Raw genomic sequence first — 24,669 nt, 5'->3', positions numbered from 1 at the left:
TCCGACGCAGACCGGGCCTCCTCCGCGGGGTCGGGCCTACTTCACCAGCGGGAAGAGGATGGTCTCGCGGATGCCGAGGCCGGTGACGGCCATGAGCAGCCGGTCGACACCCATGCCCATGCCGCCCGACGGCGGCATCGCGTGCTCGAGCGCACGGAGGAACTCCTCGTCGACGCGCATCGCCTCCGGGTCACCGCCCGCGGCCAGTCGGGCCTGCTCGACGAAGCGCTCCCGCTGCACGACCGGGTCGACGAGCTCGGAGTAGGCCGTCGCGAGTTCGAACCCGCGGACGTAGAGGTCCCACTTCTCGACGACGCCCGGACGGGTCCGGTGCTGCCGGGTCAGCGGCGAGGTGTCGACCGGGAAGTTCATCACGAACGTCGGCGCGTACAGCGCGTCCGAGTTGAAGTGCTCCCAGAGCTCCTCGACGTACTTGCCGTGGGTGGCGTGCGCGACCTCGACGCCCTCGGCCTCGGCGAGCGCCTGCAGCTCGGACAGCGGGGTCTCCGGGGTGATCTCCCGACCGGCGGCCTCGGACAGCGAGCCGTACATGTCCATGCGCGCCCACTCACCACCGAGGTCGTACTCGGTGCCGTCGGGCAGCGTCACGACGAGCGGTCCGCCCGTGACCGCACGAGCGGCGTTCTGCACGAGCTCCTGGGTCAGGTCGGCCATCTGCTCGTAGTCGCCGTACGCCTGGTACGCCTCGACCATCGCGAACTCCGGCGAGTGCGACGAGTCGGCGCCCTCGTTCCGGAAGTTGCGGTTGATCTCGAACACCCGGTCGATGCCGCCGACGACCGCACGCTTGAGGAACAGCTCGGGCGCGATGCGCAGGTACAGCTCGGTGTCGAAGGCGTTCGAGTGCGTGACGAAGGGTCGGGCCGAGGCGCCGCCGTGCTGGGTCTGCAGCATCGGGGTCTCGACCTCGAGGTACTCGTGCGACGTGAAGGTCTGGCGGAGCGACGACATCACGGCGGCGCGGGCCCGCACGGTCTTCCGCGCGTCCTCGCGCACGATGAGGTCGAGGTACCGCTGCCGGACCCGGGTCTCCTCGTTCAGCTCGTTGTGCAGGTTCGGCAGTGGCAGGATCGCCTTCGCCGCGATCGCCCACTCGTCGACCATGATGCTCAGCTCGCCACGACGCGAGGAGATGACGCGGCCGTGCACGAACACGTGGTCCCCGAGGTCGACGAACTCCTTCCAGCGGGCCAACGACTCGTCGCCGACCTCGGCCAGGGAGACCATCGCCTGGATTCGGGAGCCGTCACCCGCCTGCAGTGTGGCGAAGCAGAGCTTGCCGGTGTTCCGGGAGAACACGACGCGCCCGGCGACGCCGACCACGTCCTGGGTCTCCTCGCCGGTCTCCAGGTGCGCGTACTGCTCGCGGACGGCCGGGATCGTCGTCGTGATCGGCAGCTCGGCCGGGTAGGCGTCGACTCCGGACGCCAGGAGTCGCGCGCGCTTGTCGAGTCGGACCTGACGCTGCTCGCTCGTCTCCTGCTCGGCCAGTGCGGCGGCGTCGGCGACCGCGGTCTCGGCCGCGGTGTCGGTGCGTGCGGGGGGCGGTCTCGTCGGTCATGCTGGTGCGGCTCCGGAGGTCGTGGGGGATCGCGTCGATGCTACCCGCCCGGCTGCGCTCCCCCCCGCCGTCCCTCAGAGCGTCGACTGCCCGTCGGCCGCGGTCAGCGCGTTGTCGACGGCCGAGCGCACGAGCGCGCCGAGCACCCGCCCGGGGTGTTCCACGCCGATGCCCGCCAGCGCGCCGACGGACTGGTCGATGATCGCCGTCGAGAAGCTCACCGCCGCGCGCACCCCGTCGGCGTACGCGGGTCGGTCCCGCTCGGCGACGACGAACGGCTCGGCACCCATCTCCACGACGAGGGCCTGCGCGATGGGGAGCACCGGCGCCGGCGCGGTCACGGCGCAGTACGCGTCCCGGAGCCGGGCGAGGTCCACGCTGGTCCCGGTGAACGCCATCGCGGGGTGGATCGCGAGCGGGATCGCCCCGGCGCGCATCGCCGGGGCGAGGACGTCGACCCCGTGGTCCGGGCTGGTGTGCACCACGAGCTGACCCGGCTGCCAGATGCCCGCGTCCGCCAGACCCTGCACGAGTGACGGCAGCTGATCGTCCGGCACGGCGAGGAGCACGAGTTCGCTGCGCTCGACGAGCTCCGGCGTGCCGAGCACCGGCGCCCCGGGGAGCATCGCCTCGGCGCGGTCGCGTCCGGCTTCGGAGACGGCGGTGATCCCGACGACGGCGTGCTCGGCGTTCGCCAGGGCGGCTCCGAGCACGGGGCCGACCCGTCCGGCGCCGATGATGCCGACACCGAGACGCCCGGCCCTCATCGCAGGGCTCCCGGCCACGGGACGGTGTGCCAGCCGGGAGGCCCGTCCTGCGTCAGCCACGCGGGTGCCGGTCCGCCGACGGCCTGGCCCCCCGCCGTCCGGCTCGGTCACGTGCGGCCCGGGCGCGTGCGATCCGGGCGCGTGCGATCCGGCCACCTCGGGACCGTGCGCCGACGTGTCGGCGGTGGGGTGGGCCTCCTGGCCGTCCCGCCAGCGGTGCGAGGTGTCGGCGGCCGCCGCCTCGACCGCGCGCTCGGTCGTGCCGGACCAGAGCCGCTGCGCGTCACCGGCGTCGAGCGCCCCGACGCGGGCGGACACCGGACCGGAGACCGTGTGCACGTGCACCGACGCGACGCGCAGCGCGCGCTCGAGCGGTCCCTGCGTCACCTTGACGCTCTGCACGCGCGGCAGCGGGACCACGACGAGCGAGCGCCAGACGGCACCGAGCCGGAGCAGCACGGCTCCGGGCACGAAGCGGTAGCCGTTGCGCGACGCGGAGAACGGGCGCAGCCACCGGCCGCGACGGGGCGAGTGGACGAAACCGCCCTGGTCGCCCGTCGTCGTGAGGCTGTCGTCGACGACACCCACGGCCTCGGCCGACCCCTCGCGCAACCGCTCCATCGACGCCGCCGGTCCGACGACCGCCGCGCCGACGAGCTCCGGCAGGATGATCTCGAGCACCTGACGGACGTCGGCCGCGGTGCCGACGGGCAGCACGATCGACGAGGCCTGCTGGTTCGTCGTCGCGCCGTTGCCGGCGTTCGTCGCCCGGTTGATGCGGATGTCCCACCAGCCGAAGGGGCGCCAGAGCAGCGGCTGGGCGACGCTCACGGCGTGGATGCGACCAGGCGGCAGCGTCTCGTTCGAGGTGGAGAACAGCCCGAAGCCGATCCGGATGCCGTCCCGGGTCTCCGCGATCGTGTACCGGAGCGACTTCGAGAACTTGCGGACGTAATAGCCGCCCGCGCCGATGACCGCCGGGAACAGCGACACGAGCAGGAAGTACTGCCCGGTCAGGCTGATGCTCACGATGATCGCCACGACGAGCAGCAGGATGACGACCGTCGTGCCGGAGAGCAGCATCGACGCGATGAGCCGTCCGGGGTGCACCCGCACGACCCGGGTCGCGTGCACGGCCTCGGGGTCGAGCTCGGGCGCCAGGAACTCCCCCCACGCGCCCGTACACCCCGCTGCCAGCGGCGGCAGCGGCCCGCGGGTCGCGTGCCGGGTCCTTCGCGCCCGAGGCGAGGACGAGGATGCGCTGCCGGAGGTCGTCCGCGGCCTTCGCCCCCCAGGTACGCGAGCTGCACGTTGGCGTCGTTGCCGGCCTGCGCCACCTCGAGCTTGGCGGTGCCGAACAGCCGCGGGATGAGCGGCCGCGAGATGTTGATGCCCTGGATGCGGTCGAGCCGGGCCTTGCGGTGCGTGCGGAACACGACGCCCGAGCGCACCTCGACGATCTCGCCCGTGACGCGGAACTCGTGCATGCGCCAGGACAGGTGGAACAGCCCGATGAGCACGAGCAACAGGACCGCGATCCCGAGCAGCACCCAGCCGACCACGCCGTGTTCGTAGACGTAGCGGACGGGGTCCCCGTCCTCCTGCGGGCCGCCCTCGCCCGGGATGAACACCTCGACGATCTGGTCGCGCAGGTTGTTGAGGACGTAGCCGAGGATGACGACCAGGAAGATGCCGCCCTTGAGCAGCGGGGTGAGCGGGTGCAGGCGGTGCCACTCGCCGTCGGTGAGGGGCGCAGCCGCTGCCGCGTCGCCCTTGCGGGGCGGCGCGGGAATCGGGGCCTCGGGTCGGAACGTCACGACGGCCTACAGCCCCGCGCGACGGGACTCGGCGAGTTCGACGAGGCGGTCGCGCAGCTCGTCGGCCTGACTCGCGGGGATGCCCGGGATCCGGATGTTCGACGAGGCCGCCGCGGTGACGAACTTCAGCTCGCTCATCCCGAGCGCCCGGTCGAGCGGGCCCCGGTTCACGTCGACGAGCTGCAGCCGACCGTAGGGCACGGCCGTGAAGCGCTGCCACATCAGCCCGCGACGCAGCACCAGGTCGTCCTCGCGCAGCGCGTACCCGATGGACCGGATGCGGCGCGGGGTGAGGACGGCGGTGACGAGCGTGACGACGGCGACGACGGCGCCGAGGACGAACCAGACGAGGCCCGCCGTGCCGCCCGTGCCACCGCTCGCGACGCCGAGGAGCACGAGCCCCGCCGTGACGACACCGCCGACCAGGACGGTCCCGACGAGGTCGGTCCAGACCAGCTTCGCGGAGACCCGGGTCCACGTGACGTCGTGCAGACCCAGTCCGGTCTCGTCGAGGCGTTCGAGCGGCATCGGGGTCTCCTGGTCTGCGGGGATCGGTCCTCGTCGACCGGCAGCACCGGTCAGGCCGTGGTGGCGCCCCGCCCGTCGTGGTCGTCCTCGTCCGGGGGCGGCGCGATGCACATCCGCTCGGCGACGAGGGCGCACACGGTGAGCACGATCCCGCCGCCGAACGCCACCGCGTTCGGCAGGGTCGAGCCTAGCGAAGGCAGGACCGACCGGGTCAGGAGGTACACGAGCAGTCCGAGGGCGAACGCGCCGAACAGCGCACCGCAGATGCTCGAGGCCTTCGCGAGGAACACCACGCGGGTCGCGTACATCGGGTCGACCCGTCGCTCGGCGCGGCCCCGGGTCTGCCGACGGATCGGCGCGGCCATGAACAGCAGCGCGATGCCGATGAACGCGAGCGTCAGGCCGAGGGGCACCGACATGAGGAGCGTCGGGGACTGCCGTGCGGTCAGGGCGGTGTCGAGGGCGAACCCGGCGACCGCGGCGACGATCGCGACGCTGACCAGCGTGGAGGCCCGCGTCGGCTTCACGAGGCGGCTCCCGCCGCCGGCGCGATCGCGTCGAACAGCCGCGGCTCGTCGACCCGCTCGGTGTCGTCGCCGAGGGCTGCGAGCAGCGCCACGACGGGTCCGCGCCCGGGCAGGATCGCGTCCGGGTCGGCGTCCGCCCACGGCGCGAGGACGAACGCGCGCTCGTGCGCCCGGGGGTGCGGCACGGTGAGCGTCGCGGTGTCGATGTGCCGGTCGTCGACCGCGATGACGTCGAGGTCGAGCGTCCGGTCGCCCCACCGGACCTCCCGCGTCCGGCCGTGCTCGTCCTCGATGCCGTGCAGGGCGTCGAGGAGCTCGTCCGGCTCGAGGTCGGTGTCGACGACCACGACCGCGTTCCGGTAGCGGGGCTTCGCCGCGTCCGGACCGTCGAGGGTCACGGCGACGGACTCGACCTCGGAGCTCGACGCCACCGGACGGACCCCGGGCAGCGCGGCGATCGCTCGCGCGGCGGCGCGGAGGGTGCTCCCCCCGGTCGCCGAGGTTGGCGCCGAGGGCGATGACGACGCGCGTCATTCCTCTTCCTCGGTCCCGTCGGCAGCGCTCGTGCGCTCCCGACGGATCGTGACCGACACGTCCGTGAAGGGCACCGGAATGGGAGCCTGCGGCTTGTGCACGGTGACCTCGGTCGCCAGGGCCGCCCGGTGCGTCAGGACGGCCGCGGCGATGCGCTCGGCCAGGGTCTCGATGAGGTCGACCGGGTCGCGTTCGATCTCGGCGACGACCTGCTCGGCGAGCACCCCGTAGTGCACGGTCTCGGCGAGGTCGTCCGAGTCGGCGGCCGCGGTGGCGTCGACCTCGACCGCGACGTCGACGACGAAGTCCTGCCCGTCGGCGCGTTCGTGCTCGAAGACCCCGTGGTTGCCGCGTGCGCGGACCCCGACGAGGCGGATGGTGTCCCTCATGATCGAGCTGCCCTCCAGGCGTCCCAGACGTCGAGTACGGCGCGGGTCGGCGCCGGGTCGTGCACGCGGACGCCCCATGCGCCGCGTTCGGCCGCGAGCAGGCTGATCGCCGCCGTGGCCAGGTCGCGCTCGGCCGGTGGCGCCCCGGCCGGACTGCCCACGCCGTCGAGGAACCGCTTCCGCGACGCGGCGACGAGCACCGGGAGCCCGATCGAGGCGAAGCGGTCGTAGCCCGCCAGGATCTCCCAGTTGTGCCGCCCCTGCTTGGCGAAGCCGAGACCCGGGTCGATGACGACCTGCTCCTGGCGGACGCCGAGGACGATGAGCTCCGCGACGCGCATCTCCACCTCGCGCCGCACCTCCTCGACCGCGTGCGTGTACTCGGCGTTCCGGTGCATCCGGTCGCTGTGGCCGCGCCAGTGCATGACGACGTAGCCGACGCCGGAGTCCGCGACGACGTGGACCATGTCCGGGTCGGCGAGTCCGCCCGAGACGTCGTTGACGATGACGGCACCGAGGTCGACCGCCCGTTCAGCGGTGCTGGCGTTCATGGTGTCGACGCTCACCGCGACGCCCTCGGCGACGAGCTGCTGCACGACCGGCAGCACACGCTGCTGTTCGACCTCGGCAGGGACCCGCTCGGCCCCGGGCCGGGTGGACTCACCGCCGACGTCGACGAGGTCGGCACCGGTCGCGACGAGGGTCCGGGCGTGCTCCAGCGCCGCGTCGACGGCCAGGTGCAGGCCGCCGTCGCTGAACGAGTCGGGCGTCACGTTGAGGATGCCCATCACACGGGTGGCGTCCCCGGTGGAGCGGTCGCGGCGACGGCCGGTCACGACCTCCGGCACCGGGGAGGGTGCTCGGAGGTCGATCGCGACCGTCGCCGGTCCTGCTGCTGCTTCGCGCGCTCGACTCACCTCGGCGAGCCGACGCGACCGTCTCGTCGGCAGGTCCGTCATGCCGGCCTACGCGGGGGGCGATACCGGGGTTGCCGAACGGGCGGTGGCGACGGGGCTTCGAGGCGTCGATGCCGACGGGCTCCTCGGCCGTCGCGGCGGCCTTGCCCGGGACCTCGATCGCGGGCAGGTCGCTCACCGGGCGCTTGTCGCTCGAGAGCCACTGCGGGCGCTCGGGCAGCTTGCGGACGTCCTTGAAGATCTCCACGAGCTCCGGCGCGTCGAGCGTCTCCTTCTCGAGGAGTTCGCCGGCGAGGCGGTCGAGGATGTCCCGGTTGGCGTTGAGCACCTGGTAGGCCTCGTCGTGCGCGGCCTCGAGCAGGGCGCGGGTCTCCGCGTCGACGGTCTCGGCGATGTTCTCCGAGTAGTCGCGACCGGTGCCACCGCTCATGTCGCGGCCGACGAACGGCTCGGTCGACCCGGCGCCGAGCTTGACGGACCCGACGGCACGGCTCATGCCGTACTCGGTGACCATCTTGCGCGCGGTGCCCGTGGCCTTCTCGATGTCGTTCGACGCGCCCGTGGTCGGGTCGTGGAAGACGATCTCCTCGGCGACGCGACCACCCATGGCGTAGGTGAGCTGGTCGAGCAGTTCGTTGCGGGTGACCGAGTACTTGTCCTCGAGCGGCAGGACCATCGTGTAGCCGAGTGCCCGGCCGCGCGGCAGGATCGTGATCTTCGTGACCGGGTCGGTGTGACGCATCGCGGCGGCCGCGAGGGCGTGTCCACCCTCGTGGTACGCCGTGATGAGGCGCTCCTGGTCGGACATGATGCGCGTGCGGCGCTGCGGCCCGGCCATGACGCGGTCGACGGCCTCGTCGAGGGCGCGGTTGTCGATGAGCTGCGCGTTCGACCGTGCGGTGAGCAGCGCGGCCTCGTTCAGGACGTTCGCCAGGTCGGCGCCGGTGAAGCCCGGCGTCTTGCGGGCGAGCAACTCGAGGTCGACGCTCGCGGCGAGCGGCTTGCCCTTCGCGTGCACCTCGAGGATCTGCTTGCGGCCCTGCAGGCCCGGCGCATCCACGCCGATCTGCCGGTCGAAGCGACCGGGGCGGAGGAGCGCGGGGTCGAGCACGTCGGGGCGGTTCGTCGCCGCGATGAGGATGACGTTCGTCTTGCCGTCGAAGCCGTCCATCTCGACGAGGAGCTGGTTCAGCGTCTGCTCGCGCTCGTCGTTGCCGCCGCCGATGCCGGCGCCGCGGTGACGACCGACGGCGTCGATCTCGTCGATGAAGACGATGGCGGGCGAGTTCTGCTTGGCCTGGTCGAACAGGTCACGGACACGGCTCGCACCGACACCGACGAACATCTCGACGAAGTCCGAACCGGAGATCGAGTAGAACGGCACGCCGGCCTCTCCCGCGACGGCGCGGGCGAGGAGGGTCTTGCCGGTACCGGGAGGGCCGTACAGCAGCACGCCCTTCGGGATCTTCGCGCCGACGGCCTGGAACTTCGCTGGCTCCTTGAGGAACTCCTTGATCTCGTGGAGTTCCTCGATGGCCTCGTCGGAGCCCGCGACGTCGGCGAACGACACCTGCGGGTTCTCCTTGTTGTTCATCTTGGCCTTGGACTTGCCGAACTGCATGACCTTCGAGCCACCCCCCCTGGGCGCTCGAGAGCAGGAACCAGAACAACGCGCCGATGAGCAGGAACGGCAGCAGCGTCAGCAGGAGCGACACGAGGACGTTCGACTGCTGGACGTGGTCGTTGTAGCCCTTCGGCAGGTCGGCCTGCGAGACCGCCTCGACGACCTCGGGCCCGCGGGGCGTCGAGTAGTAGAACTGCTCGGTGCCGCCCTCGCCGCGGAGGGTCAGGTCGACGCGCTGCTCCGTGGAGTTGATGACGGCCGCCGAGACCTTGCCGTCCGAGAGCTGCTCGAGGCCCTTCTGCGTGGAGATCTCCTGGGTGCCGGACTGGGCGATGAACGTCCATCCGATGAAGATCCCCACGAGCGCGACCAGTATCCAGATGTACGGCCCGCGGAGGATGCGCTTGAAGTCCATGTGATCCGGGCCCGACGGCCCGACACCTTTCTCTGCCTGAAGTGCGTGCGAGTCAGCATACGGCGGTGACTCTGTGGCGAGAATGGGTGTCCTCTGCGGGCGAACTCCCGCTCGCCTGTCAGGAGTAGACGTGCGGCGCGAGGACGCCGATGCCGCGCAGGTTGCGGTAGCGCTCGTCGTAGTCGAGACCGAACCCGACGACGAAGGCGTCCGGGATCTCGAACCCGGCGTACTTGACGTCGACCTCGACCTTGGCGGCCTCGGGCTTGCGGAGCAGCGCGACGATCTCGACGCTCGCGGCCCCGCGGGACTCGAGGTTCTGCTTGAGCCAGGACAGCGTCAGGCCGGAGTCGATGATGTCCTCGACGATGATGACGTCACGGCCGTGCAGGTCGGTGTCGAGGTCCTTGAGGATCCGCACCACGCCGGACGACTTCGTGCCGGAGCCGTAGGAGGACACGGCCATCCAGTCCATCCGCGCCTGCATCTTGAGGTGGCGGGAGAAGTCGGCCATGACCATGACCGCGCCCTTCAGCACGCCGACGAGCAGCGGGTCGCGCCCGGCGTAGTCACGGTCCACCGCTGCGGCGAGCTCGGCGATCTTGTCGTCGATCTGCTCGGGGGGTGAAGAGCACTTCGGAGAGGTCTGCCTGCACGTCGGAGAGTTCCACCACACCACCCTAACCGCCCGGGTGGGGCTCCCTGGCGGCGAAGGACACCCGCTCACCGGACCGGATGGCCCGGACGCCGGGGAGGTCGATCGGCCCCTGCCCGCGCCAGTCGGTCACGAGCCGGCACACCTCGAGCGTCTGCGCCCGGGACAGCGTCACCCCGAACTCGCCCTCCACCGCGAGCCGGACCAGCCGCTGCCGGAGCGCCGGGGGGGTTCGCGGCCAGCTCGGGGACGGACAGCGAGATCCCCGCCTCGGAGTGCTCGGCGAGGTCCTCGGCCATCTCCTCGGCGAAGTGGTCGAGCGCCGCGGCGTCCTCGCGGAGCTGGTCGGCCGTGCGCGCCAACGCCTCCGGGACGCCGGCCCCGAGCTCGCGTTCGAGCACGGGCATCAGCGCGGTCCGCACCCGCACGCGGGCGTACGTCGGGTCGTTGTTCTGCGGGTCGTCCCACGGCACCAGGCCGGACGCGGCGCAGGCCTGCCGGGTCACGTGCCGCCGGACCCCGAGGAGCGGACGTCCGTACGCGGGCCCCGCGGTGCGGACGGTCAACGGCGCCATCCCGGACAGGCTGTCCGGTCCGCTGCCGCGCAGCAGGCCGAGCAGCACCGTCTCGGCCTGGTCGTCGAGCGTGTGCCCGAGGAGCACGAGGGGTGACCCGGTGGCGACCGCGGCCTCGGTGAGGGCCGCGTGGCGGGCCTCGCGGGCGGCGCCCTCCGGACCGCCGTCGGAGCCGACGGTGACCCGGCGGACCCTCACCGGGTCGAGTCCCAGCTCGGCGGCCTGCCGGGAGGCCCGTCCCGCCACCGCCTCGGACCCCGCCTGGAGCGCGTGGTCGACGACGACGGCACCGGCACGGAGGTCCTGCTTCGGCGCCTCGAACGCGGTGGCGGCCGCGAGCGCGAGCGAGTCCGGGCCACCGCTCAGGGCGACGAGCACGAGGTCACCCGACGCGACGGTGCCGTCGGCCCGGGCGCGTTCGAGAAGGGACCGGACGGACCGCCGGATCTCGGCGACCGCGGGGTCCAGCCGGGGGGCGCGGAGTGTTCACCCGGTAACGTTAGCCGGGCCGTCCCGACGGCCGACAGACCACCACCGGAAGAACCAAGGAGTGCACATGGCCGCGTACGACGTCGTCGTCGAGATCCCCAAGGGCAGCCGCAACAAGTACGAGGTCGACCACGAGACCGGTCGCGTGTACCTGGACCGCGTGCTCTTCACCTCGTTCGTCTACCCGACGGACTACGGCTTCTTCGAGAAGACCCTGGCCGACGACGGCGACCCCGTGGACGCGCTGCTGCTCCTCGAGTTCCCGACCTTCCCCGGTGTGGGCGTCAAGGTCCGCCCGGTCGGCGTCTTCAAGATGAGCGACGAGGCCGGCAAGGACGAGAAGGTCCTCGTCGTCCCCGCGAAGGACCCGCGCTGGGCGCACATCCAGGACATCGCGGACGTCCCGGAGCAGACCAAGGCCGAGATCGCGCACTTCTTCGAGCGCTACAAGGACCTCGAGCCGAACAAGTGGGTCAAGGCCGAGGGCTGGGGCGACGCCGCCGAGGCCGAGGCCATCGTGCAGGCCGGCCAGGCCGCGTACGTGCCGACTGGTCACTGACGCCGGGGCCTCGCGCCCCGCAACGCACAACGCGCCCCGTTCCGACGGGGCGCGTTGTTCGTTGTGGGGCGCGTTCCGCGGCAGTGTTCCGGGTCGGCTCGCGTCAGACCGCGCCGGAGGGCCGCGCCACGTAGGGCAGCAGGTCGCCCGGCAGCCAGATCGGCCGCTCGACCACACCGACCCGGGGGTTCGCGGCCTCGACCATCATGCCGCCGCCCGTGTAGATCGAGTCGTGGTAGCCGCCGGCAGCGGTACCGGTGTGCGAGTAGAACAGGATGTCGCCGGGCTGACGCTGCGACAGCGGCACGAGTCGGCCGATCGAGCCGAAGTAGTTGTATTGCCAGACCACGTTGTGGCCACCGGTCGCGATGCCCTGCGAGTTGTAGGCCATCATCACGAGGCCCGAGCAGTCCCACGAGTTCGGCCCGGCGCCGCCCATCGAGTACGGCTTGCCGAGCTGCCCGCGGGCGTACGCGATCGCGCCGGCGGCCTTCGACGGACTGCTCACGGGCTTGGGTGCCGGAGCCGGCGCGGGCGCAGGAGCGGGGGGCGGGCTTCGGCGCCGCCGGCTGCGGGGCCGGTGCGGCGGGCCTCGGGGCTGCGGGCTTCGGAGCTGCCGGCTTCGGGGCTGCGGGCTTCGGTGCTGCCGGTGCCGGGACGGACGGGTTCGCCGGGTTCCTCGACGGCGTCGACCCCGTGGCGTTCCCCCCACCGGCGGCCGCACCGTCGGCGCCGGTCTCCGCCGCGGGACGGGCAGCACCCGGCCGGGTCGGACGCGCCGCCGCCCGCTTCGCCTGCGCCGCGAGCTCGATCTCCGCCTGCTCGGCCTGCTTCGCCGACCAGTACGCCTGCTCGGTCGCGACCGTCGTGCCCTTGAGGAAGGCGAGCTGCTCGAGCACCTCGTCCTGTGCCTCCTGGCCGGCCTGCAGCGCCGACTGCGCGTCGGCGGCGACGTCGTTCGCGGCGTCGAAGGCGTCCTTCGTGGCGTCCGTGGCGTCCGTGAGGGCCTTCGTCGCCTGACGCTGCTGCGCCGCGAGGGAGTCGACCGTGCGGCGGTCGGCCTGTGCTCGCTCGAGCACGGTGGCCGATCGCTCCGACAGGTGTGACATCGTGCCGACCTGGTAGAGCAGGTCGTCGACGTCACGCGAGTCGACGAGCATCGAGGTCGACAGGTCACCGCCACCCGACCGGGACAGCTCGACGACGAGCGCCGCGACCTGACCGGCCGACTCGTCCGCCGCGGCCTTCGCCCGCTCCGACTCCGCGGTGAGGCCGTCGAGCGTGTCCTTCGCCTGCTGCTGCCGGGAGGCCGCCAGGGCGTACGTCTGCCCGGCCTCCTGCACGGTCGCACCGGTGCGGTCCACCCGGTCCTGCAGCGTCGCCATCCGGGCGGTGAGCGCGTCGACGGTGCGCTGCTGCTCCGCCTGGTCGTCCTTCGCCGCCTGCACGTCCTTCCACGACGGAGCGGACGGTGCGGCCTGGGCGGGGACGGCGACCGCGACGGACAGCCCGAGGCTGAGCATCGAGACGGTGGCGATCCCGCAGACCAGGGAACGTGCAGGCTTCTTCATCGGGTCAGTGCCTCCTGGCAGTGCTCGTGCTCATACCGAGATCCCCCCGCGCTGCCATGAAGGGGACGGGGTCGACGGCTGCGCCGTTCACCCGGGTCTCGAAGTGCAGGTGGCAGCCGGTCGACCAGCCGGTCGAACCGACCTGGGCGATCTGCTGGCCGGCTGTGACGTGCTGCCCGGAGGAGACCATGATCCCGCCGTCGACGATGTGCCCGTAGGCCGTCGAGATGCCGCCGCCGTTGTCGAGGATGACCTCGTTGCCGTACCCGCCGCCGTTCCCCGCGAAGGTCACCGTGCCGGATGCCGCTGCGTAGATGGGCGAGTAGCAGGCCGGGGCCAGGTCGACGCCCGCGTGCAGTGTGTAGACGTGCGTGTACGGGTCGACGCGCAGGCCGTACGGGCTCGACTGGTAGCCGGCGGCGGGCCGGACCCACCCGGACGAGGCCGCGGGGACGTTCCCGGTCGCGGGTGCGGGCACTCCGGCCGTCGCGGCCGGCGGTAGTGCCTTCGCCGCTTCGGCAGCCGCCGCGGCGCGGGCCGCCGCCAGGCGGGCCTGCCGCGCCTTCTCGGCGCGGACGCCCTTCTCGTACTGGGCCTGCGTCGTCTCGGTCTTCGACGTCAGGGCGGCGAGCTGGGCCTCCAGGCGGTCCTGGTTCGCCTGCTGGGCGGCGACCGCGGCCTGCGCCTGGTCGGCCGCGTCCTGCGCAGCACGCATCTTCGCCTGGGCCTCGTCGGCGAGGTCACCGAGGGCGTCCTCGGCGACCTTCGACTTGTCGGCCAGCGCCTGCGCGGTGCCGCGGTCCTGGCTCGCCTCGGAGTAGATGCCGTCGGCCTGTTCGGTGAGCTTCGACATGGCGCCGAGTTCGTACAGCAGGTCGCCGGAGGCCGAGGGCTTCGTGAGGAGGTCCGTGGTGACGTCCTCGGCGTTCGAGCGGCCGAGCTGCGCGGCGAGCTGTCCCGCCTGCGCCTCGGACGCGGAAGCCGTCTTGGCCGCCTCGTCCGCCTGGGCCTGGAGCTTCCGCTGCTCGAGCGCCTTGCGGTCGTACTCCGTCTGGGCGTCCTGGTAGGCCGTCCCGGCAGCAGCGGCGGCCTTCTCCTTGGCGGCGGACGCGGACTCGAGCTGGGCGATGAGGCCCTTGATCTCGGAGACCTTCTCGGACTGTGCGGCCTGCGACTGCTTGGCGGCCTGCACGTCGTCCCAGCTCGGGTAGCTCGCGGCGGAAGCGGCGCCGCTCGGCACGAGTGCCACGAGGGCTCCGGCCGCGAGGACGACGGACACCCCGGCGGCGACGAAGCGGCGGCGGGGGCGAGCGGGCGATGAGGATGTCGTCATGGTCTCGATCTCGTAACGGTGCGGTGCGGCGTGCGTCACACTGTCAACAAACGCAACAGTAACAACACGACCGAGCCCGGGGACACCCCCCGTGGAGGGGTGAGTGGCCGCTGTCGATGGTTCCACCGCGGCGGGCGTCACCGTGGGACACCGCTCGGCTCGCTTGCTGAAGGTCCGTCGAGGTGCACGTCCTGAGCGGTGCGGGAGTCAGCACGCTCGGACGTGCGGGAACACCCGCGACACGCCGAAGGACGGCGTCGGACGGGCTCGATTTGGCAAGAGGGCCGACCGTCCGTATGCTTGTCCATCGGTAGCGCGATGCACTGCTTGCGGCCCCATCGTTTAGTGGCCTAGGACACCGCCCTTTCACGGCGGCAGCACGGGTTCGAATCCCGTTGGGGTCACTCCTCATCGGGGGGACAGCAAGCAGAACAGAACGAAACCGAGCAAGATCAGCAATAACAGCAATTCCACATGGCCCTGTAGCGCAGTTGGTTAGCGTGCCGCCCTGTCACGGCGGAGGTCGCGGGTTCAAGTCCCGTCAGGGTCGCCACGGCTGGGTAGCTCAGTTGGTAGAGCGTTCGACTGAAAATCGAAAGGTCCGCGGATCGACGCCGCGTCCAGCCACGGTGAAGAGCCCCTCACGAGAGTGAGGGGCTCTTTTGCGTTGGTGGGGCCGGCCAGCCCGCGGTCGCGGTCGCGGTTCGGTTCGCGGTCGCGGTTCGGATCGTCCCCGCACAACAGGACGCGGCTCGAACCGCGGGGATCCACGGTTCGAGCCGCTTTCTGTTGTGCGGCGTCGGCCAGGAGGCTCCTCCCGGCCGGGCAGCGCGGCCTACGCCTCGCGGGTCTTCGGGCTGCTGTCGTTCGTCTTCGCCGGGTCGCGCTCGACGACACCACCGAGGGCGTCGTCGATGCGGCTCATCAGCTCGGCCGGGATCTGCACCCCGGCAGCGCCGGCGTTGTCGTGCACCTGCTCCGGTCGCGAAGCGCCGATGATCGCCGACGCCACGTTCTCGTTCTGCAGGACCCACGCCACGGCGAGCTGCGCCATCGAGAGACCCAGTTCGTCGGCGATCGGCTTGAGCTCCTGCACGGCCGAGAGGACCTCGTCGTTCATGAAGCGCTCGATCATCTTCGCGCCGCCCTTGTCGTCGGTGGCGCGCGAGCCCTCGGGCAGCGGCTGCCCGGGCTGGTACTTGCCCGTCAGGACGCCCTGCGCGATCGGCGACCAGACGATCTGCGAGATGCCGAGCTCCTTCGAGGTGGGGACGACCTCCTCCTCGATGACCCGCCACAGCGCGGAGTACTGCGGCTGGTTCGAGATGAGCTGGAACCCGAGGTCCTTCGCCAGTGCGGCACCGGCACGGAGCTGGTCGGCCGTCCACTCGGAGACGCCGACGTACAGGACCTTGCCCTGGCGCACGATGTCGGCGAACGCCTGCATCGTCTCCTCGAGCGGCGTCTCGTGGTCGAAGCGGTGCGCCTGGTACAGGTCGACGTAGTCGGTCTGCAGGCGGCCGAGGGAGCCGTCGATCGACTCGAGGATGTGCTTGCGCGACAGCCCGGTGTCGTTGTGGCCCTTGGGACCGGTCGGCCCGAAGACCTTCGTGGCGATCTCGAGCGACTGGCGGCGCTCGCCCTTCAGCGCTTCACCGAGGACGGTCTCGGCGCCGGTGTTGGCGTAGACGTCCGCGGTGTCGAACGTCGAGATGCCGACCTCGAGGGCGGCCTTGACGCAGGCGATCGCCGCGTCGTTCTCGACCTGGGAGGCGTGGGTGAGCCAGTTGCCGTACGTGATCTCGGAGACCTTGAGGCCCGAGTTGCCGGGGTAGCGGTACTCCATGTGCTGTCACTCCTGTCGTGGCCGCTTCGGTGCGGCACCGCCCGTGACGGTAGTCCTCAGCGGGTGAACCGCCTCTGCAGCGGCCCACACACCAGTACGCTGAAGTATCAGTGGCGGCCGGACACGACGAAACCCCGGCGATGTGGCCGGGGCCAGGGATCGTTCCGGGGTCTTCAAGGGGATGCTACACCGGAGGGGAACGATGACGGAAGGACGTCTACGGCCGCAGGATCACCGCGTGCTCGCCGAACTCCTCACCGCGGCGCGCTTGTCCTCCTACGAGCGATCCATGGACTCACGTGGAGGAGCGCTGCGGTTGTACGAGTGGAACATGCGTGCCGCAGCGAGCGTGATGGAACTCACCGGGATGGTCGAGGTCCTGTGTCGAATTCGCTCGACCGGGAGTTACGTGCCTGGGCGGCTCGCCGTGGAACGGAGGGCGACCTCTGGTTCGACTCGGTGCCCTTGGACTCGCACGGCCGAGCGGATCTCGCGAAGGCTCGTGTGCGGGCCGCGCGCGGTACCCGCAGGGAGGAAGCACACGGGCGCGTTGTCGCTGAGTTGACCTTCGGCTTCTGGCGCTACCTCGTCGAGTCCAGATACCACACGTCCCTCTGGGTCCCGGATCTCCACCGGGCCTTCCCGTACGGACCCGCTGATCTCCGATCCCGGAGGAACGAGGTGAAACGCCGGCTGCAGCAACTGCACTTCGTCCGCAACCGCGCGGCTCACCACGAGCCGATCCACCAGCGAGACCTTCGCCGGGACCACGACTACGCGATCGAACTGCTCCGCTGGGTCAGCCCGATCGCCGCCGAGTGGGCGTCCGCGACGACGAGCCTCCCCGCGGTCCTCGACGCCCGCCCCAGCCCCTGAGGTGCAGGATCGCAAGGGACGCGGTGCGCGGATGCACCGCCGGGAGCAAGGGAGCATCCATGACCGGACCCAGTGTGCTGTTCATCGGCGGGAGCGGCGTCATCAGCGCCGCCTGCGTCCGCGAGGCGGTGGACCAGGGCTTCGACGTCAGCGTGCTCAACCGGGGCACGACGGAGAAGCGGGCGCTCCCGGACGCGGTGACGCGCCTCCAGGCCGACGTGTCGGACCGCGACGCCGTCGCGTCGGCGCTCGGCGACCGCACGTTCGACGTCGTGGCGGACTTCGTGGCGTTCACGCCCGACCAGGTGCAGGCCGACATCGACCTGTTCGCCGGGAAGACCAGGCAGTACGTCTTCATCAGCTCGGCCTCGGCGTACCAGACCCCGCCGACGCACCTGCCGGTGACGGAGTCGACGCCGCTGAAGAACCCGTACTGGCAGTACTCGCGGGACAAGATCGCGTGCGAGGACCTGCTCGTCGCGGCCTACCGGCAGGACGACTTCCCGATGACGATCATCCGGCCGTCGCACACCTACGACGAGACGCTGCTGCCGTTCGACGGCGGGTGGACGGTCGTGGACCGCATGCGCCGCGGCAAGCCGGTCATCGTGCCGGGCGACGGGACCTCGCTGTGGACACTCACGCACGTGCGGGACTTCGCGGTCGCGTTCGTCGGGGTGCTCGACCGGGCGGAGGCGATCGGCGAGGCGTTCCACATCACCGGCCAGGAGTCGCCGACGTGGGACCGCATCCACCAGGAGGTCGCAGCCGCGGCGGGAGCGCCCGAGCCGACGATCGTGCACGTCCCCTCGGACGCGATCATGGCCGCCGACGCCGAGTGGGGCGCCGGGGTCGTGGGCGACAAGGCGAACAGCATGGTCTTCGACAACAGCAAGGTGCGGACGCTCGTGCCGGGCTGGGCGGCGCGGACGACGTTCCGCGAGGGTGCCCGCGAGCTGGTCGCCTGGTACGACGCCCACCCGGAGGCGCAGGTCGTCGACGAGGAGAAGGACGCACTCATGGACCGCCTGGCCGAGGCGTACGCGCCGGGCCGCGTCTAGCGAGCGCCGTCGGACGGGAGGCGCGGCCGGTCTGGCCCCGCGCCTCCCGTCCGGCGCGCGGCAGGCTCCGGCCGCCGCGGCGCGCGAGGTGCGGAACGCGGCGCGCACTGGCGGGGCACAACAGGAACCGGCTCGAACCGCGGACGTCCGTGGTTCGAGCCGGTTCCTGTTGTGCGGGTGCGGCTCGCGCCGGCCGGCGTTCGGCGCCGGCCAGCCGGCTGGCCGCCGCTCAGGCGCCGCGCGTGGCGGGGGCGCGGAGGACCGCGCCGAGGGCCTGCATCGCGGTGCCGATCTCCTCGTCCGTGACGACGAGCGGCGGGGCGAAGCGGATCGTCGAGCCGTGCGTGTCCTTCACGAGCACCCCGCGGTCCGCGAGGTCCGCCGCGACCTCCTTGCCGGTGCCGAGCGCGGGGTCGATGTCGATCCCGGCCCACAGTCCGGCGACCCGGTGTGCGACCACGCCCTCGTCCATGAGCTCGTCGAGGTACCCGCGGAGCACCGGTTCGCCGTCGAGCGCCCGCTGCTGGAAGGTGCCCTCGGCGAGCATCGCGACGACCTCGGTGCCGACGGCCGCGGCGAGCGGGTTGCCGCCGAAGGTCGACCCGTGCTCCCCGGGGCGCAGGACCCCGAGCACGTCCGCGCGCCCGACCACGGCCGAGACCGGGACGATGCCACCGCCGAGCGCCTTGCCGAGCGTGATGAGGTCCGGGGTCACGCCGACGCGCTGGACGGCGAGGGTGTGCCCGGTACGGCCGAGCCCGGACTGGATCTCGTCCGCGATGAACAGCGCACCGAACTCGTCGCAGACCGCGCGGACCGCGGGCAGGTAGTCCGCCGGCGGGATCACCACGCCGCCCTCGCCCTGGATCGGCTCGAGCAGCACGGCCACGACGGTGTCGTCCATCGCGTCCCGGAGCGCCGACGCGTCGCCGTACGGGACGGTCCGGAAGCCCGGCGTGTACGGACCGAAGTCCGCCCGCGCCGAGGGGTCGTCGGAGAACGAGATGATCGTCGTGGTGCGGCCGTGGAAGTTCCCGCTCGCGACGATGACCGTGGCCTGCCCCTGCGGGACGCCCTTGACGCGGTAGCCCCAGGCTCGGGCGACCTTGATCGCGGACTCCACCGCTTCGGCGCCGGTGTTCATCGGCAGCATCATCTCGGTGCCGGTGAGCTCGGTGAGGGCGGTGGCGAACGGGCCGAGCCGGTCGGTGACGAACGCCCGGCTCGTCAGCGTCACGCGGTCGAGCTGGTCGCGGGCCGCGGTGAGGAGGCGCGGGTTGCCGTGCCCGAAGTTCACCGCCGAGTACGCGGCGAGTCCGTCGAGGTAGGTGCGGCCGTCGACGTCGGTGACGGTCGCCCCCCGATCCGGACGCGATGACGACCGGCAGCGGGCTGTAGTTGTGGGCGAGGGTGCGGTCCTCCACGGCGAGCGCGGCGGCCGTGTTCGCCCCGAGCGCGCCGGCCATCAGGACCGCGCCACCGAGGTGCCGGTGCCGACGGGGTGCAGGTCGAGCGTGCAGCACTTCACGCCACCGCCACCGAGGAGCAGCTCGGACAGGTCGACGCCGATCGGGTTGTAGCCCTTCTCGCGGAGCTGCGAGGCGAACGTGGTGGCCCGGGAGGCGATCACGACGTTGTACCCGTCGGAGTACGAGTTGAGCCCGAGGATCGCGGCGTCCTCCTCGGTGGCGATGATCGCGTCCGGGAAGCGCTCGCGCAGGATGGCGAGGGACGGCTCGTCGAAGGCGCTCTCGAGGTACGCGATGTTCGACTTCCCCTCGGCGTCGGGCACCGGGTCGAGCGCAGCGATGGCGGTGTCCAGGTGGTAGAAGCTCGGGTTGATCAGCTTCAGGGTGACGACCTCGCGGCCGTACACCCGGGCGAGCTCCTCGTGGGAGGTGCTGTCCGAACGGAACCCGGTGCCGGCGTAGATGGTGTCGCCGATGAGGAGGAAGTCGCCCTCGCCCTCGTTCGTCTCCTCGGGCTCGGCGACGGTCAGGCCGGCCTGGCGGAACCAGTCCATGTACGCCGGACCCTCGGGCTGGCGCTCCGGGTACTGGAACTTCGCGCCGTACGCGACACCGTCGAGCACGAAGCCGCCGTTGGCCGCGTAGACCATGTCCGGCAGGCCCTCGACGGGCTCGATCTGGTGGATCTCGAAGCCGAGCTGCTCGTAGACGTCGACGAGGGACTGCCACTGCTCGACGGCCTTCGAGGTGTCGGTCGGCTCCTCCGGGTGCATCCAGGGGTTGATCCGGTAGCTGACCGTGTAGTGGGTCGGCTTGCACATGAGGATGGTGCGCTTGGTGGCCGTGCGCTGCGGAACGGCGGTGGGCTGGGGTGCGGTGTTCGACACGAGGTCCTCCAGGACCGGGGCCCGAGCCTGCCAGGAACCACCACGGTGAGAGCTCCGACGAGACGCAGGCTCACTCGCCGGAGGCGGACCAGGTCGACGCCTGTCCTGAGTCTGGCACAGGAGGGAGGTCCGGCACAGCACCGACGCCGCGCTCCGGGCGCACGATTCCTGCGTCGGACGTGCTGGTCTCGCAAGGAGCCCGCGTAGGATCGGGACAATGGATTCGCTCGACCACCGCATCCTCGACCAGCTCCGGGAGAACGCCCGCGCGGGCTACGGCGAGATCGGTTCGGTCGTCGGGCTCTCCGCCTCCGCCGTGAAGCGTCGCGTCGACCGACTCGTGGCCGACGGGGTCATCCAGGGCTTCACGATCAAGGTCGACCCCGCGGTGGACGACCGCGGCACCGAGGCGTGGGTCGAGCTGTACTGCCGCGGCACGGTCTCACCCGACGAACTCCGCACGCTCCTCGACGCCGTGCCCGAGGTCGTCGACGCCGGCACCGTCACCGGCAGCGCTGACGCCGTCGTGCACATGCGGTCGCGGGACCTCCCGGCGCTCGAGGAAGCCCTCGACCGGGTCCGCCTCGCGCCCCAGGTCGACCACACCCGTTCGGCGATCGTGCTGTCGAAGCTCGTCAGCCGCGGCTCCGACTGAGCCCGGTGCGGAGCTTCGCGACCATGGGACGGACGACGACAGCCGGGAGGCAGGGCACGCCTCCCGGCTCGACCACCGCCCGGCGGATGGTCACCGCTGCGGCCGTCGCGTACGTCGTCAACTGCCTGTGGGGCACCGCCGTGGCGGTGCGCCTCATCCGCACCCGCAGGCTGCGGGTCGTCCACCACGGCCTGTTCGTCGTCACCGCGGCGCTGACCGGTGCCGCCGCGACGACGCCGATGTGGACGCGGTCGCGGGCCGGCCTGTTCCTGCTGCCCGCGCTCGTGCCGCTGGCGCTCGCTCCACGGACCGACCCCCCGCAGCGGAGCACACTGGAAGACCGCGGTCGCCGCGGCGCCGTCCTACCTGGGGGGCGGTCCTCCTGCGGCGCTGACCGCCCCAGCCGACCCAGTCCGAAGGACAGCAGTGGAACTCATCGAGGCCATCCGGCGCCGTCGCACCACCAACGGGGCGTTCCTGCCCGACCCGGTGTCCGAGGAGCACCAGCGACTGCTGGTCGAACTCGCGGGTCGCGCCCCCCTCGCAGCTGAACAGCCAGCCGTGGCGGTTCGTCCTGGTCGAGGAGCGCGAGACGATCGACCGGATCGCCGACATCAGCGGTCGGACGATGACGAAGACCATGTCCGAGGGGACGTTCTTCGAGCGGTACAAGCCGTACTTCCGGTTCTCGCAAGCGGAGATGGACGAGCGCCGCTCCGGCATGCTCTTCGACAAGCTCCCCGCGCCGCTGCGCCCGTTCACGAGCCAGGTGTTCACCAGGCGCGGGCAGTTCCTCATGAACGCGCTCCGGGTGCCGCAGACCCTCGGCGAGGAGAACCGGAAGCTCGTGGCCGGCTCGCCGCTGCTCCTCGGGGTGATGCTCGACCGGGACGAGTACCGGAAGGAGGCCCGCAACGCCTTCTACTCGGTGTTCAGCATGGGCGCCGCGATGGAGAACATCTGGCTCGCCACGACCGAGCTCGGTCTCGGCATCCAGTTCGTCTCGTTCCCGATGGAGATCGAGGAGTCGTGGAACGAGGTGGAGCAGCTGCTCGAGGTGCCACCGGAGCTCGAACTGATGGCCGTCTACCGGATCGGGTACACCCCGCCGGAGCGTCGCCGGCCGGCGATCGACTGGGTGTCGAACGAGCGGAAGCGGCCCTCGCAGTACGTGTTCCGCGGCACGTGTGCGACGCCGCAGGAGGGCTGGGACGACGTCTCGGCCGTCGGACACCTCGACCCCGAGGCGACGGACGGGGGGCACGCGGTGACGGCGACCGTGCCTGCCGGTGGTGGTCCGGTCCTCCCGGGCGGGCCCGTCGACCCGGTCTCGGCGACCGCGCCCGCGCTGCCGGGGCGCCCGTGGATCGAGCAGGCCTGGCGCGACGTCGTCTTCGTGCACTGGCGGGTGGACGTGTCCGCGGTCGCACCGCTCCTGCCGGCCGGGACCCGACCGGACACCATGGCTCCCGACGGCTCCGACGACGGGGCGACGACGTGGGTGGGGCTCATCGCGTTCAGCTTCGAGGACACCCGGTTCCCGCCGCTCGGACCGCTCGGCCGGACCGGCGGCCTCGGCGACTTCCTCGAGGTCAACGTCCGCGTCTACACACGGGACGACACCGGACGGCGCGGCGTCGTGTTCCTGTCGCTCGACGCGGGGAAGCTGCTGCCCGCTGCCGCCGCCCGGGTCGTCACGGGGACGCCGTACCACTGGGCGCGGACCGGCCGACGGCAGGACGGCGACCGGACGGCGTACGCGGTGCACCGCCACGGGACGCACCTGCGGTCCCGTCTGGAGGTCGAGGTCGGCGATCCGATCGCCGAGCCGACCCCGCTCGAGTCGTTCCTCACCGCACGGTGGGGCATGCACGTCGGGCGGGCCGGTCGGACCGCGTGGTGGCCGAACGAGCACGACGCGTGGGTGCTGCACCGGGCGACGCTCCGCGGGCTGCGCGACGACCTGGTCCGCGCCGCCGGCCTGCCCGCCGCGCTCACCGAGCTCGAGCCGGACTCGGTGCTGTACTCCCCCCGGCGTCGTGACGCGGTTCGCGGGGCCGCGCGCCTGACCGATCGCGAGCGCGTCGGCGGGCCGGGGATCGGGGGGACACCGGCTGACACACGGGTCGCAGCGTCCGGTAGAAGGGACGCATGACACGAGTGGCTGTGGTGACCGGTGGATCGGCTGGACTGGGACGGGCCACGGTCCGGGAGCTCGCGGCACGCGGGTGGGACGTCGCCGTGCTCGCCCGTGGTGAGGACGGCGTGCGCGCGGCCGTCGCGGAGGTCGAGGCGGCCGGGCAGCGTGGACTCGCGCTCGTGGCCGACGTCGCCGACCGCCAGGCCGTCGAGGACGCCGCCGACCGCGTCGAGGCGGAGCTCGGCCCGATCGACCTCTGGGTGAACGGCGTCATGGTCGGGGTGTTCGGCAGGTTCCTCGACACCGCGCCGGAGGACTTCGAGCGCGCGACCCAGGTCGACTACCTCGGGTTCGTGAACGGCACGCGTGCGGCACTGACGCGCATGGTGCCGCGCGACTCCGGGCACGTCATCCAGGTCGGTTCGGCCCTGGGCTCGCGGGGCATCCCCCCTGCAGGGCGCCTACTGCGGGTCGAAGCACGCGATCGTCGGGTTCACCGAGTCGGTCGTCTCCGAGCTCATCGAGCAGGGCAGCAAGGTGCAGATCAGCCGGGTGGACATGCCGGCCCTCAACACGATCCAGTTCGGGTGGGTGCAGTCCTCGCTCCCGCACCACGCGCAGCCGGTCGCGCCGATCTACCAGCCCGAGGTCGGTGCCCGCGCCATCGCCGTCACCGCCGAACGCCCCCCGTCGTCGCACCTGGGTCGGGGGAGTCCACGGTCTACACGATCCTGGCCAACCGGATCAGCGGGCGCTTCGCGGACTGGTACGCGGCGAAGACACTCGTCAGCGGGCAGCAGATCCCGGACAAGGACGGCGAGGAGATCGGCGTCAACCTGTACGAGCCGGTACCCGGTGACCACGGGGCGCACGGGGCCTTCGACGAGCAGTCGCACGACTGGTCACCGCAGACCTGGTGGGTCGAGCACCGCCGACTCGGCAACGGGATCCTCGGAGCGGCGCTCGGCGTCGCCGGGGTCGCCCTCGCCACCGCGGCAGGACGCCGCCGATGAGCCGCCGGACCAGCACCACCGGGGTGGACCGCGCCGCCGTCGTCGAGGTCCTCCGCGCCGGCATCGGTGTGGCGCACCTGCTCGGGGCACGGCGGGCGCTCGGTCGCCCCGCGGTCCTCGGGCGGGTCCTCGGCGTCCGGCAGCTCGCGCAGGCGACGATCACGGGACGTGCCGGGACCCCGGAGGCCCACACGCTCGGCGCCGTCGTGGACGCCGTGCACGGGCTCACGATGGTCCCGCTCGCGCTGTTCGACCGGCAGTCCCGACGCTTCGCGGTCCGGCAGGTGTGGATCGCCACGCTGCTGACGGTGTTGGAGGTCGCCCTCGTGGGGACCGGGCGCCGCCGCTGATCGTCCACCCGTCGGCGCGACTGGTATACATCACACCCATGTGATGTTCATGGCCGCGCGTCATCATCCAGGAGTCCGTACACACTCCAG

20 protein-coding genes, 3 tRNA genes and 6 pseudogenes are annotated in these 24,669 nt (G+C 71.9%); 12 read left to right on the top strand and 17 right to left on the bottom strand.

Annotated elements, in window-relative coordinates:
* Window positions 1–36: 36 nt before the first annotated feature.
* From lysS to tilS, 12 genes and pseudogenes are all read right to left on the bottom strand, one after another.
* Window positions 37–1,512: a lysine--tRNA ligase gene (lysS, locus tag DEJ15_RS02850; protein ID WP_110825804.1), complete on the bottom strand. Its 1,476-nt coding sequence runs from the start codon at window positions 1,510–1,512 to the stop codon at window positions 37–39.
* A 144-nt stretch (window positions 1,513–1,656) separates the two neighbouring features.
* Entirely contained in the window at window positions 1,657–2,349 is a 693-nt protein-coding gene (locus tag DEJ15_RS02845) for a Rossmann-like and DUF2520 domain-containing protein (protein WP_110825805.1), read from the bottom strand.
* A 327-nt stretch (window positions 2,350–2,676) separates the two neighbouring features.
* Window positions 2,677–3,432, bottom strand: a pseudogene (locus DEJ15_RS02840) (PH domain-containing protein); the annotation flags it as partial.
* Window positions 3,375–4,166: a PH domain-containing protein gene (locus DEJ15_RS02835; RefSeq protein WP_284175569.1), complete on the bottom strand. Its 792-nt coding sequence runs from the start codon at window positions 4,164–4,166 to the stop codon at window positions 3,375–3,377. The gene DEJ15_RS02835 and the pseudogene DEJ15_RS02840, both read right to left, overlap by 58 nt.
* Before the next feature lie 6 nt (window positions 4,167–4,172).
* A complete protein-coding gene (locus tag DEJ15_RS02830) occupies window positions 4,173–4,694 on the bottom strand; it encodes a PH domain-containing protein (protein ID WP_110825666.1) in 522 nt (173 codons plus the stop codon).
* A 50-nt stretch (window positions 4,695–4,744) separates the two neighbouring features.
* Complete coding sequence (locus DEJ15_RS02825) at window positions 4,745–5,221, bottom strand: DUF3180 domain-containing protein (protein WP_146232834.1); 477 nt, start codon at window positions 5,219–5,221, stop codon at window positions 4,745–4,747.
* A complete protein-coding gene (gene folK, locus DEJ15_RS02820; protein ID WP_284175568.1) occupies window positions 5,218–5,652 on the bottom strand; it encodes a 2-amino-4-hydroxy-6-hydroxymethyldihydropteridine diphosphokinase in 435 nt (144 codons plus the stop codon). The genes DEJ15_RS02825 and folK overlap by 4 nt, the downstream gene beginning before the upstream one ends.
* A gap of 99 nt (window positions 5,653–5,751) precedes the next feature.
* On the bottom strand, window positions 5,752–6,144 hold the full coding sequence (gene folB / locus DEJ15_RS02815; RefSeq protein ID WP_110825669.1) for a dihydroneopterin aldolase: 393 nt from the start codon (window positions 6,142–6,144) through the stop codon (window positions 5,752–5,754).
* Complete coding sequence (folP, locus tag DEJ15_RS02810) at window positions 6,141–6,932, bottom strand: dihydropteroate synthase (RefSeq protein WP_110825806.1); 792 nt, start codon at window positions 6,930–6,932, stop codon at window positions 6,141–6,143. Before folP ends, folB begins: the two co-directional genes overlap by 4 nt.
* Before the next feature lie 187 nt (window positions 6,933–7,119).
* Window positions 7,120–9,100, bottom strand: a pseudogene (gene ftsH, locus DEJ15_RS02805) (ATP-dependent zinc metalloprotease FtsH); the annotation flags it as partial.
* A gap of 118 nt (window positions 9,101–9,218) precedes the next feature.
* Window positions 9,219–9,771, bottom strand: a pseudogene (gene hpt, locus DEJ15_RS02800) (hypoxanthine phosphoribosyltransferase).
* 9 nt (window positions 9,772–9,780) lie between these two features.
* Window positions 9,781–10,777, bottom strand: a pseudogene (gene tilS, locus DEJ15_RS02795) (tRNA lysidine(34) synthetase TilS).
* A 109-nt stretch (window positions 10,778–10,886) separates the two neighbouring features.
* Here tilS and DEJ15_RS02790 point away from each other — a divergent pair.
* The gene (locus DEJ15_RS02790) at window positions 10,887–11,378 is read left to right on the top strand and encodes an inorganic diphosphatase (RefSeq protein WP_110825673.1); all 492 of its coding nucleotides are present in this window, start codon (window positions 10,887–10,889) and stop codon (window positions 11,376–11,378) included.
* A 103-nt stretch (window positions 11,379–11,481) separates the two neighbouring features.
* Here DEJ15_RS02790 and DEJ15_RS17515 read toward each other — a convergent pair whose 3' ends face one another.
* Window positions 11,482–11,817 (bottom strand): C40 family peptidase, encoded by a 336-nt coding sequence (locus DEJ15_RS17515; protein ID WP_349814929.1) that lies wholly within the window; start codon window positions 11,815–11,817, stop codon window positions 11,482–11,484.
* Between the two features lie 77 nt (window positions 11,818–11,894).
* Between DEJ15_RS17515 and DEJ15_RS17510 the strand changes: the two genes are divergently transcribed.
* Window positions 11,895–12,398: a hypothetical protein gene (locus DEJ15_RS17510; RefSeq protein WP_349814791.1), complete on the top strand. Its 504-nt coding sequence runs from the start codon at window positions 11,895–11,897 to the stop codon at window positions 12,396–12,398.
* Window positions 12,399–12,953: 555 nt separating this feature from the next.
* Here DEJ15_RS17510 and DEJ15_RS02780 read toward each other — a convergent pair.
* Window positions 12,954–14,282 (bottom strand): M23 family metallopeptidase, encoded by a 1,329-nt coding sequence (locus tag DEJ15_RS02780; protein WP_284175566.1) that lies wholly within the window; start codon window positions 14,280–14,282, stop codon window positions 12,954–12,956.
* 331 nt (window positions 14,283–14,613) lie between these two features.
* Between DEJ15_RS02780 and DEJ15_RS02775 the strand changes: the two genes are divergently transcribed.
* The 3 genes from DEJ15_RS02775 to DEJ15_RS02765 all read left to right on the top strand — a co-directional run bounded on the left by DEJ15_RS02775 (window position 14,614) and on the right by DEJ15_RS02765 (window position 14,909).
* Window positions 14,614–14,686: transfer RNA gene (locus tag DEJ15_RS02775), tRNA-Glu, on the top strand.
* Window positions 14,687–14,758: 72 nt separating this feature from the next.
* A tRNA-Asp gene (locus DEJ15_RS02770) sits at window positions 14,759–14,835 on the top strand.
* Between the two features lies 1 nt (window position 14,836).
* Window positions 14,837–14,909: transfer RNA gene (locus DEJ15_RS02765), tRNA-Phe, on the top strand.
* A gap of 208 nt (window positions 14,910–15,117) precedes the next feature.
* On the opposite strand, the gene DEJ15_RS02760 is transcribed toward DEJ15_RS02765, so the two are convergent.
* Complete coding sequence (locus tag DEJ15_RS02760) at window positions 15,118–16,128, bottom strand: aldo/keto reductase family protein (protein ID WP_110825676.1); 1,011 nt, start codon at window positions 16,126–16,128, stop codon at window positions 15,118–15,120.
* A 681-nt stretch (window positions 16,129–16,809) separates the two neighbouring features.
* Between DEJ15_RS02760 and DEJ15_RS02755 the strand changes: the two genes are divergently transcribed.
* Together DEJ15_RS02755 and DEJ15_RS02750 are read left to right on the top strand one after the other, a co-directional pair.
* Window positions 16,810–17,004 (top strand): hypothetical protein, encoded by a 195-nt coding sequence (locus DEJ15_RS02755; RefSeq protein WP_146232832.1) that lies wholly within the window; start codon window positions 16,810–16,812, stop codon window positions 17,002–17,004.
* 59 nt (window positions 17,005–17,063) lie between these two features.
* Complete coding sequence (locus DEJ15_RS02750; protein ID WP_110825678.1) at window positions 17,064–18,065, top strand: SDR family oxidoreductase; 1,002 nt, start codon at window positions 17,064–17,066, stop codon at window positions 18,063–18,065.
* 229 nt (window positions 18,066–18,294) lie between these two features.
* Here DEJ15_RS02750 and rocD read toward each other — a convergent pair.
* Window positions 18,295–19,531, bottom strand: a pseudogene (gene rocD, locus DEJ15_RS02745) (ornithine--oxo-acid transaminase).
* Window positions 19,531–20,421: a dimethylargininase gene (gene ddaH / locus DEJ15_RS02740; protein WP_220032665.1), complete on the bottom strand. Its 891-nt coding sequence runs from the start codon at window positions 20,419–20,421 to the stop codon at window positions 19,531–19,533. The pseudogene rocD and the gene ddaH overlap by 1 nt, the downstream one beginning before the upstream one ends.
* 217 nt (window positions 20,422–20,638) lie before the next feature.
* Here ddaH and DEJ15_RS02735 point away from each other — a divergent pair, with 217 nt between their 5' ends.
* The 5 genes and pseudogenes from DEJ15_RS02735 to DEJ15_RS02715 all read left to right on the top strand — a co-directional run bounded on the left by DEJ15_RS02735 (window position 20,639) and on the right by DEJ15_RS02715 (window position 24,579).
* Window positions 20,639–21,076, top strand: coding sequence for an Lrp/AsnC family transcriptional regulator (locus DEJ15_RS02735; RefSeq protein ID WP_110825680.1), 438 nt, complete (start codon window positions 20,639–20,641; stop codon window positions 21,074–21,076).
* A 426-nt stretch (window positions 21,077–21,502) separates the two neighbouring features.
* Window positions 21,503–22,301, top strand: a pseudogene (locus tag DEJ15_RS02730) (nitroreductase family protein); the annotation flags it as partial.
* A gap of 42 nt (window positions 22,302–22,343) precedes the next feature.
* Window positions 22,344–23,231, top strand: coding sequence for a YqjF family protein (locus DEJ15_RS02725; protein ID WP_284176278.1), 888 nt, complete (start codon window positions 22,344–22,346; stop codon window positions 23,229–23,231).
* Window positions 23,228–24,229: an SDR family NAD(P)-dependent oxidoreductase gene (locus tag DEJ15_RS02720; protein WP_284175565.1), complete on the top strand. Its 1,002-nt coding sequence runs from the start codon at window positions 23,228–23,230 to the stop codon at window positions 24,227–24,229. The genes DEJ15_RS02725 and DEJ15_RS02720 overlap by 4 nt, the downstream gene beginning before the upstream one ends.
* On the top strand, window positions 24,226–24,579 hold the full coding sequence (locus DEJ15_RS02715; protein WP_110825684.1) for a hypothetical protein: 354 nt from the start codon (window positions 24,226–24,228) through the stop codon (window positions 24,577–24,579). Before DEJ15_RS02720 ends, DEJ15_RS02715 begins: the two co-directional genes overlap by 4 nt.
* Window positions 24,580–24,669: the final 90 nt, after the last annotated feature.

The sequence above is a fragment of the Curtobacterium sp. MCJR17_043 genome, from assembly GCF_003224315.2.
Classification (GTDB): Bacteria; Actinomycetota; Actinomycetes; order Actinomycetales; family Microbacteriaceae; genus Curtobacterium.
This window is presented reverse-complemented; position numbering and strand designations above follow the sequence as displayed.

Coding starts and splice junctions, on each gene's coding strand:
- DEJ15_RS02780 (WP_284175566.1), bottom strand. CDS start 14,282: ATGACGACATCCTCATCGCCCGCTCGCCCCCGCCGCCGCTTCGTCGCC.
- DEJ15_RS02735 (WP_110825680.1), top strand. CDS start 20,639: ATGGATTCGCTCGACCACCGCATCCTCGACCAGCTCCGGGAGAACGCC.
- DEJ15_RS02760 (WP_110825676.1), bottom strand. CDS start 16,128: ATGGAGTACCGCTACCCCGGCAACTCGGGCCTCAAGGTCTCCGAGATC.
- DEJ15_RS02720 (WP_284175565.1), top strand. CDS start 23,228: ATGACACGAGTGGCTGTGGTGACCGGTGGATCGGCTGGACTGGGACGG.
- folP (WP_110825806.1), bottom strand. CDS start 6,932: ATGGGCATCCTCAACGTGACGCCCGACTCGTTCAGCGACGGCGGCCTG.
- folB (WP_110825669.1), bottom strand. CDS start 6,144: ATGAGGGACACCATCCGCCTCGTCGGGGTCCGCGCACGCGGCAACCAC.
- DEJ15_RS17515 (WP_349814929.1), bottom strand. CDS start 11,817: ATGGGCGGCGCCGGGCCGAACTCGTGGGACTGCTCGGGCCTCGTGATG.
- DEJ15_RS02750 (WP_110825678.1), top strand. CDS start 17,064: ATGACCGGACCCAGTGTGCTGTTCATCGGCGGGAGCGGCGTCATCAGC.
- DEJ15_RS02715 (WP_110825684.1), top strand. CDS start 24,226: ATGAGCCGCCGGACCAGCACCACCGGGGTGGACCGCGCCGCCGTCGTC.
- DEJ15_RS02830 (WP_110825666.1), bottom strand. CDS start 4,694: ATGCCGCTCGAACGCCTCGACGAGACCGGACTGGGTCTGCACGACGTC.
- DEJ15_RS02790 (WP_110825673.1), top strand. CDS start 10,887: ATGGCCGCGTACGACGTCGTCGTCGAGATCCCCAAGGGCAGCCGCAAC.
- DEJ15_RS02845 (WP_110825805.1), bottom strand. CDS start 2,349: ATGAGGGCCGGGCGTCTCGGTGTCGGCATCATCGGCGCCGGACGGGTC.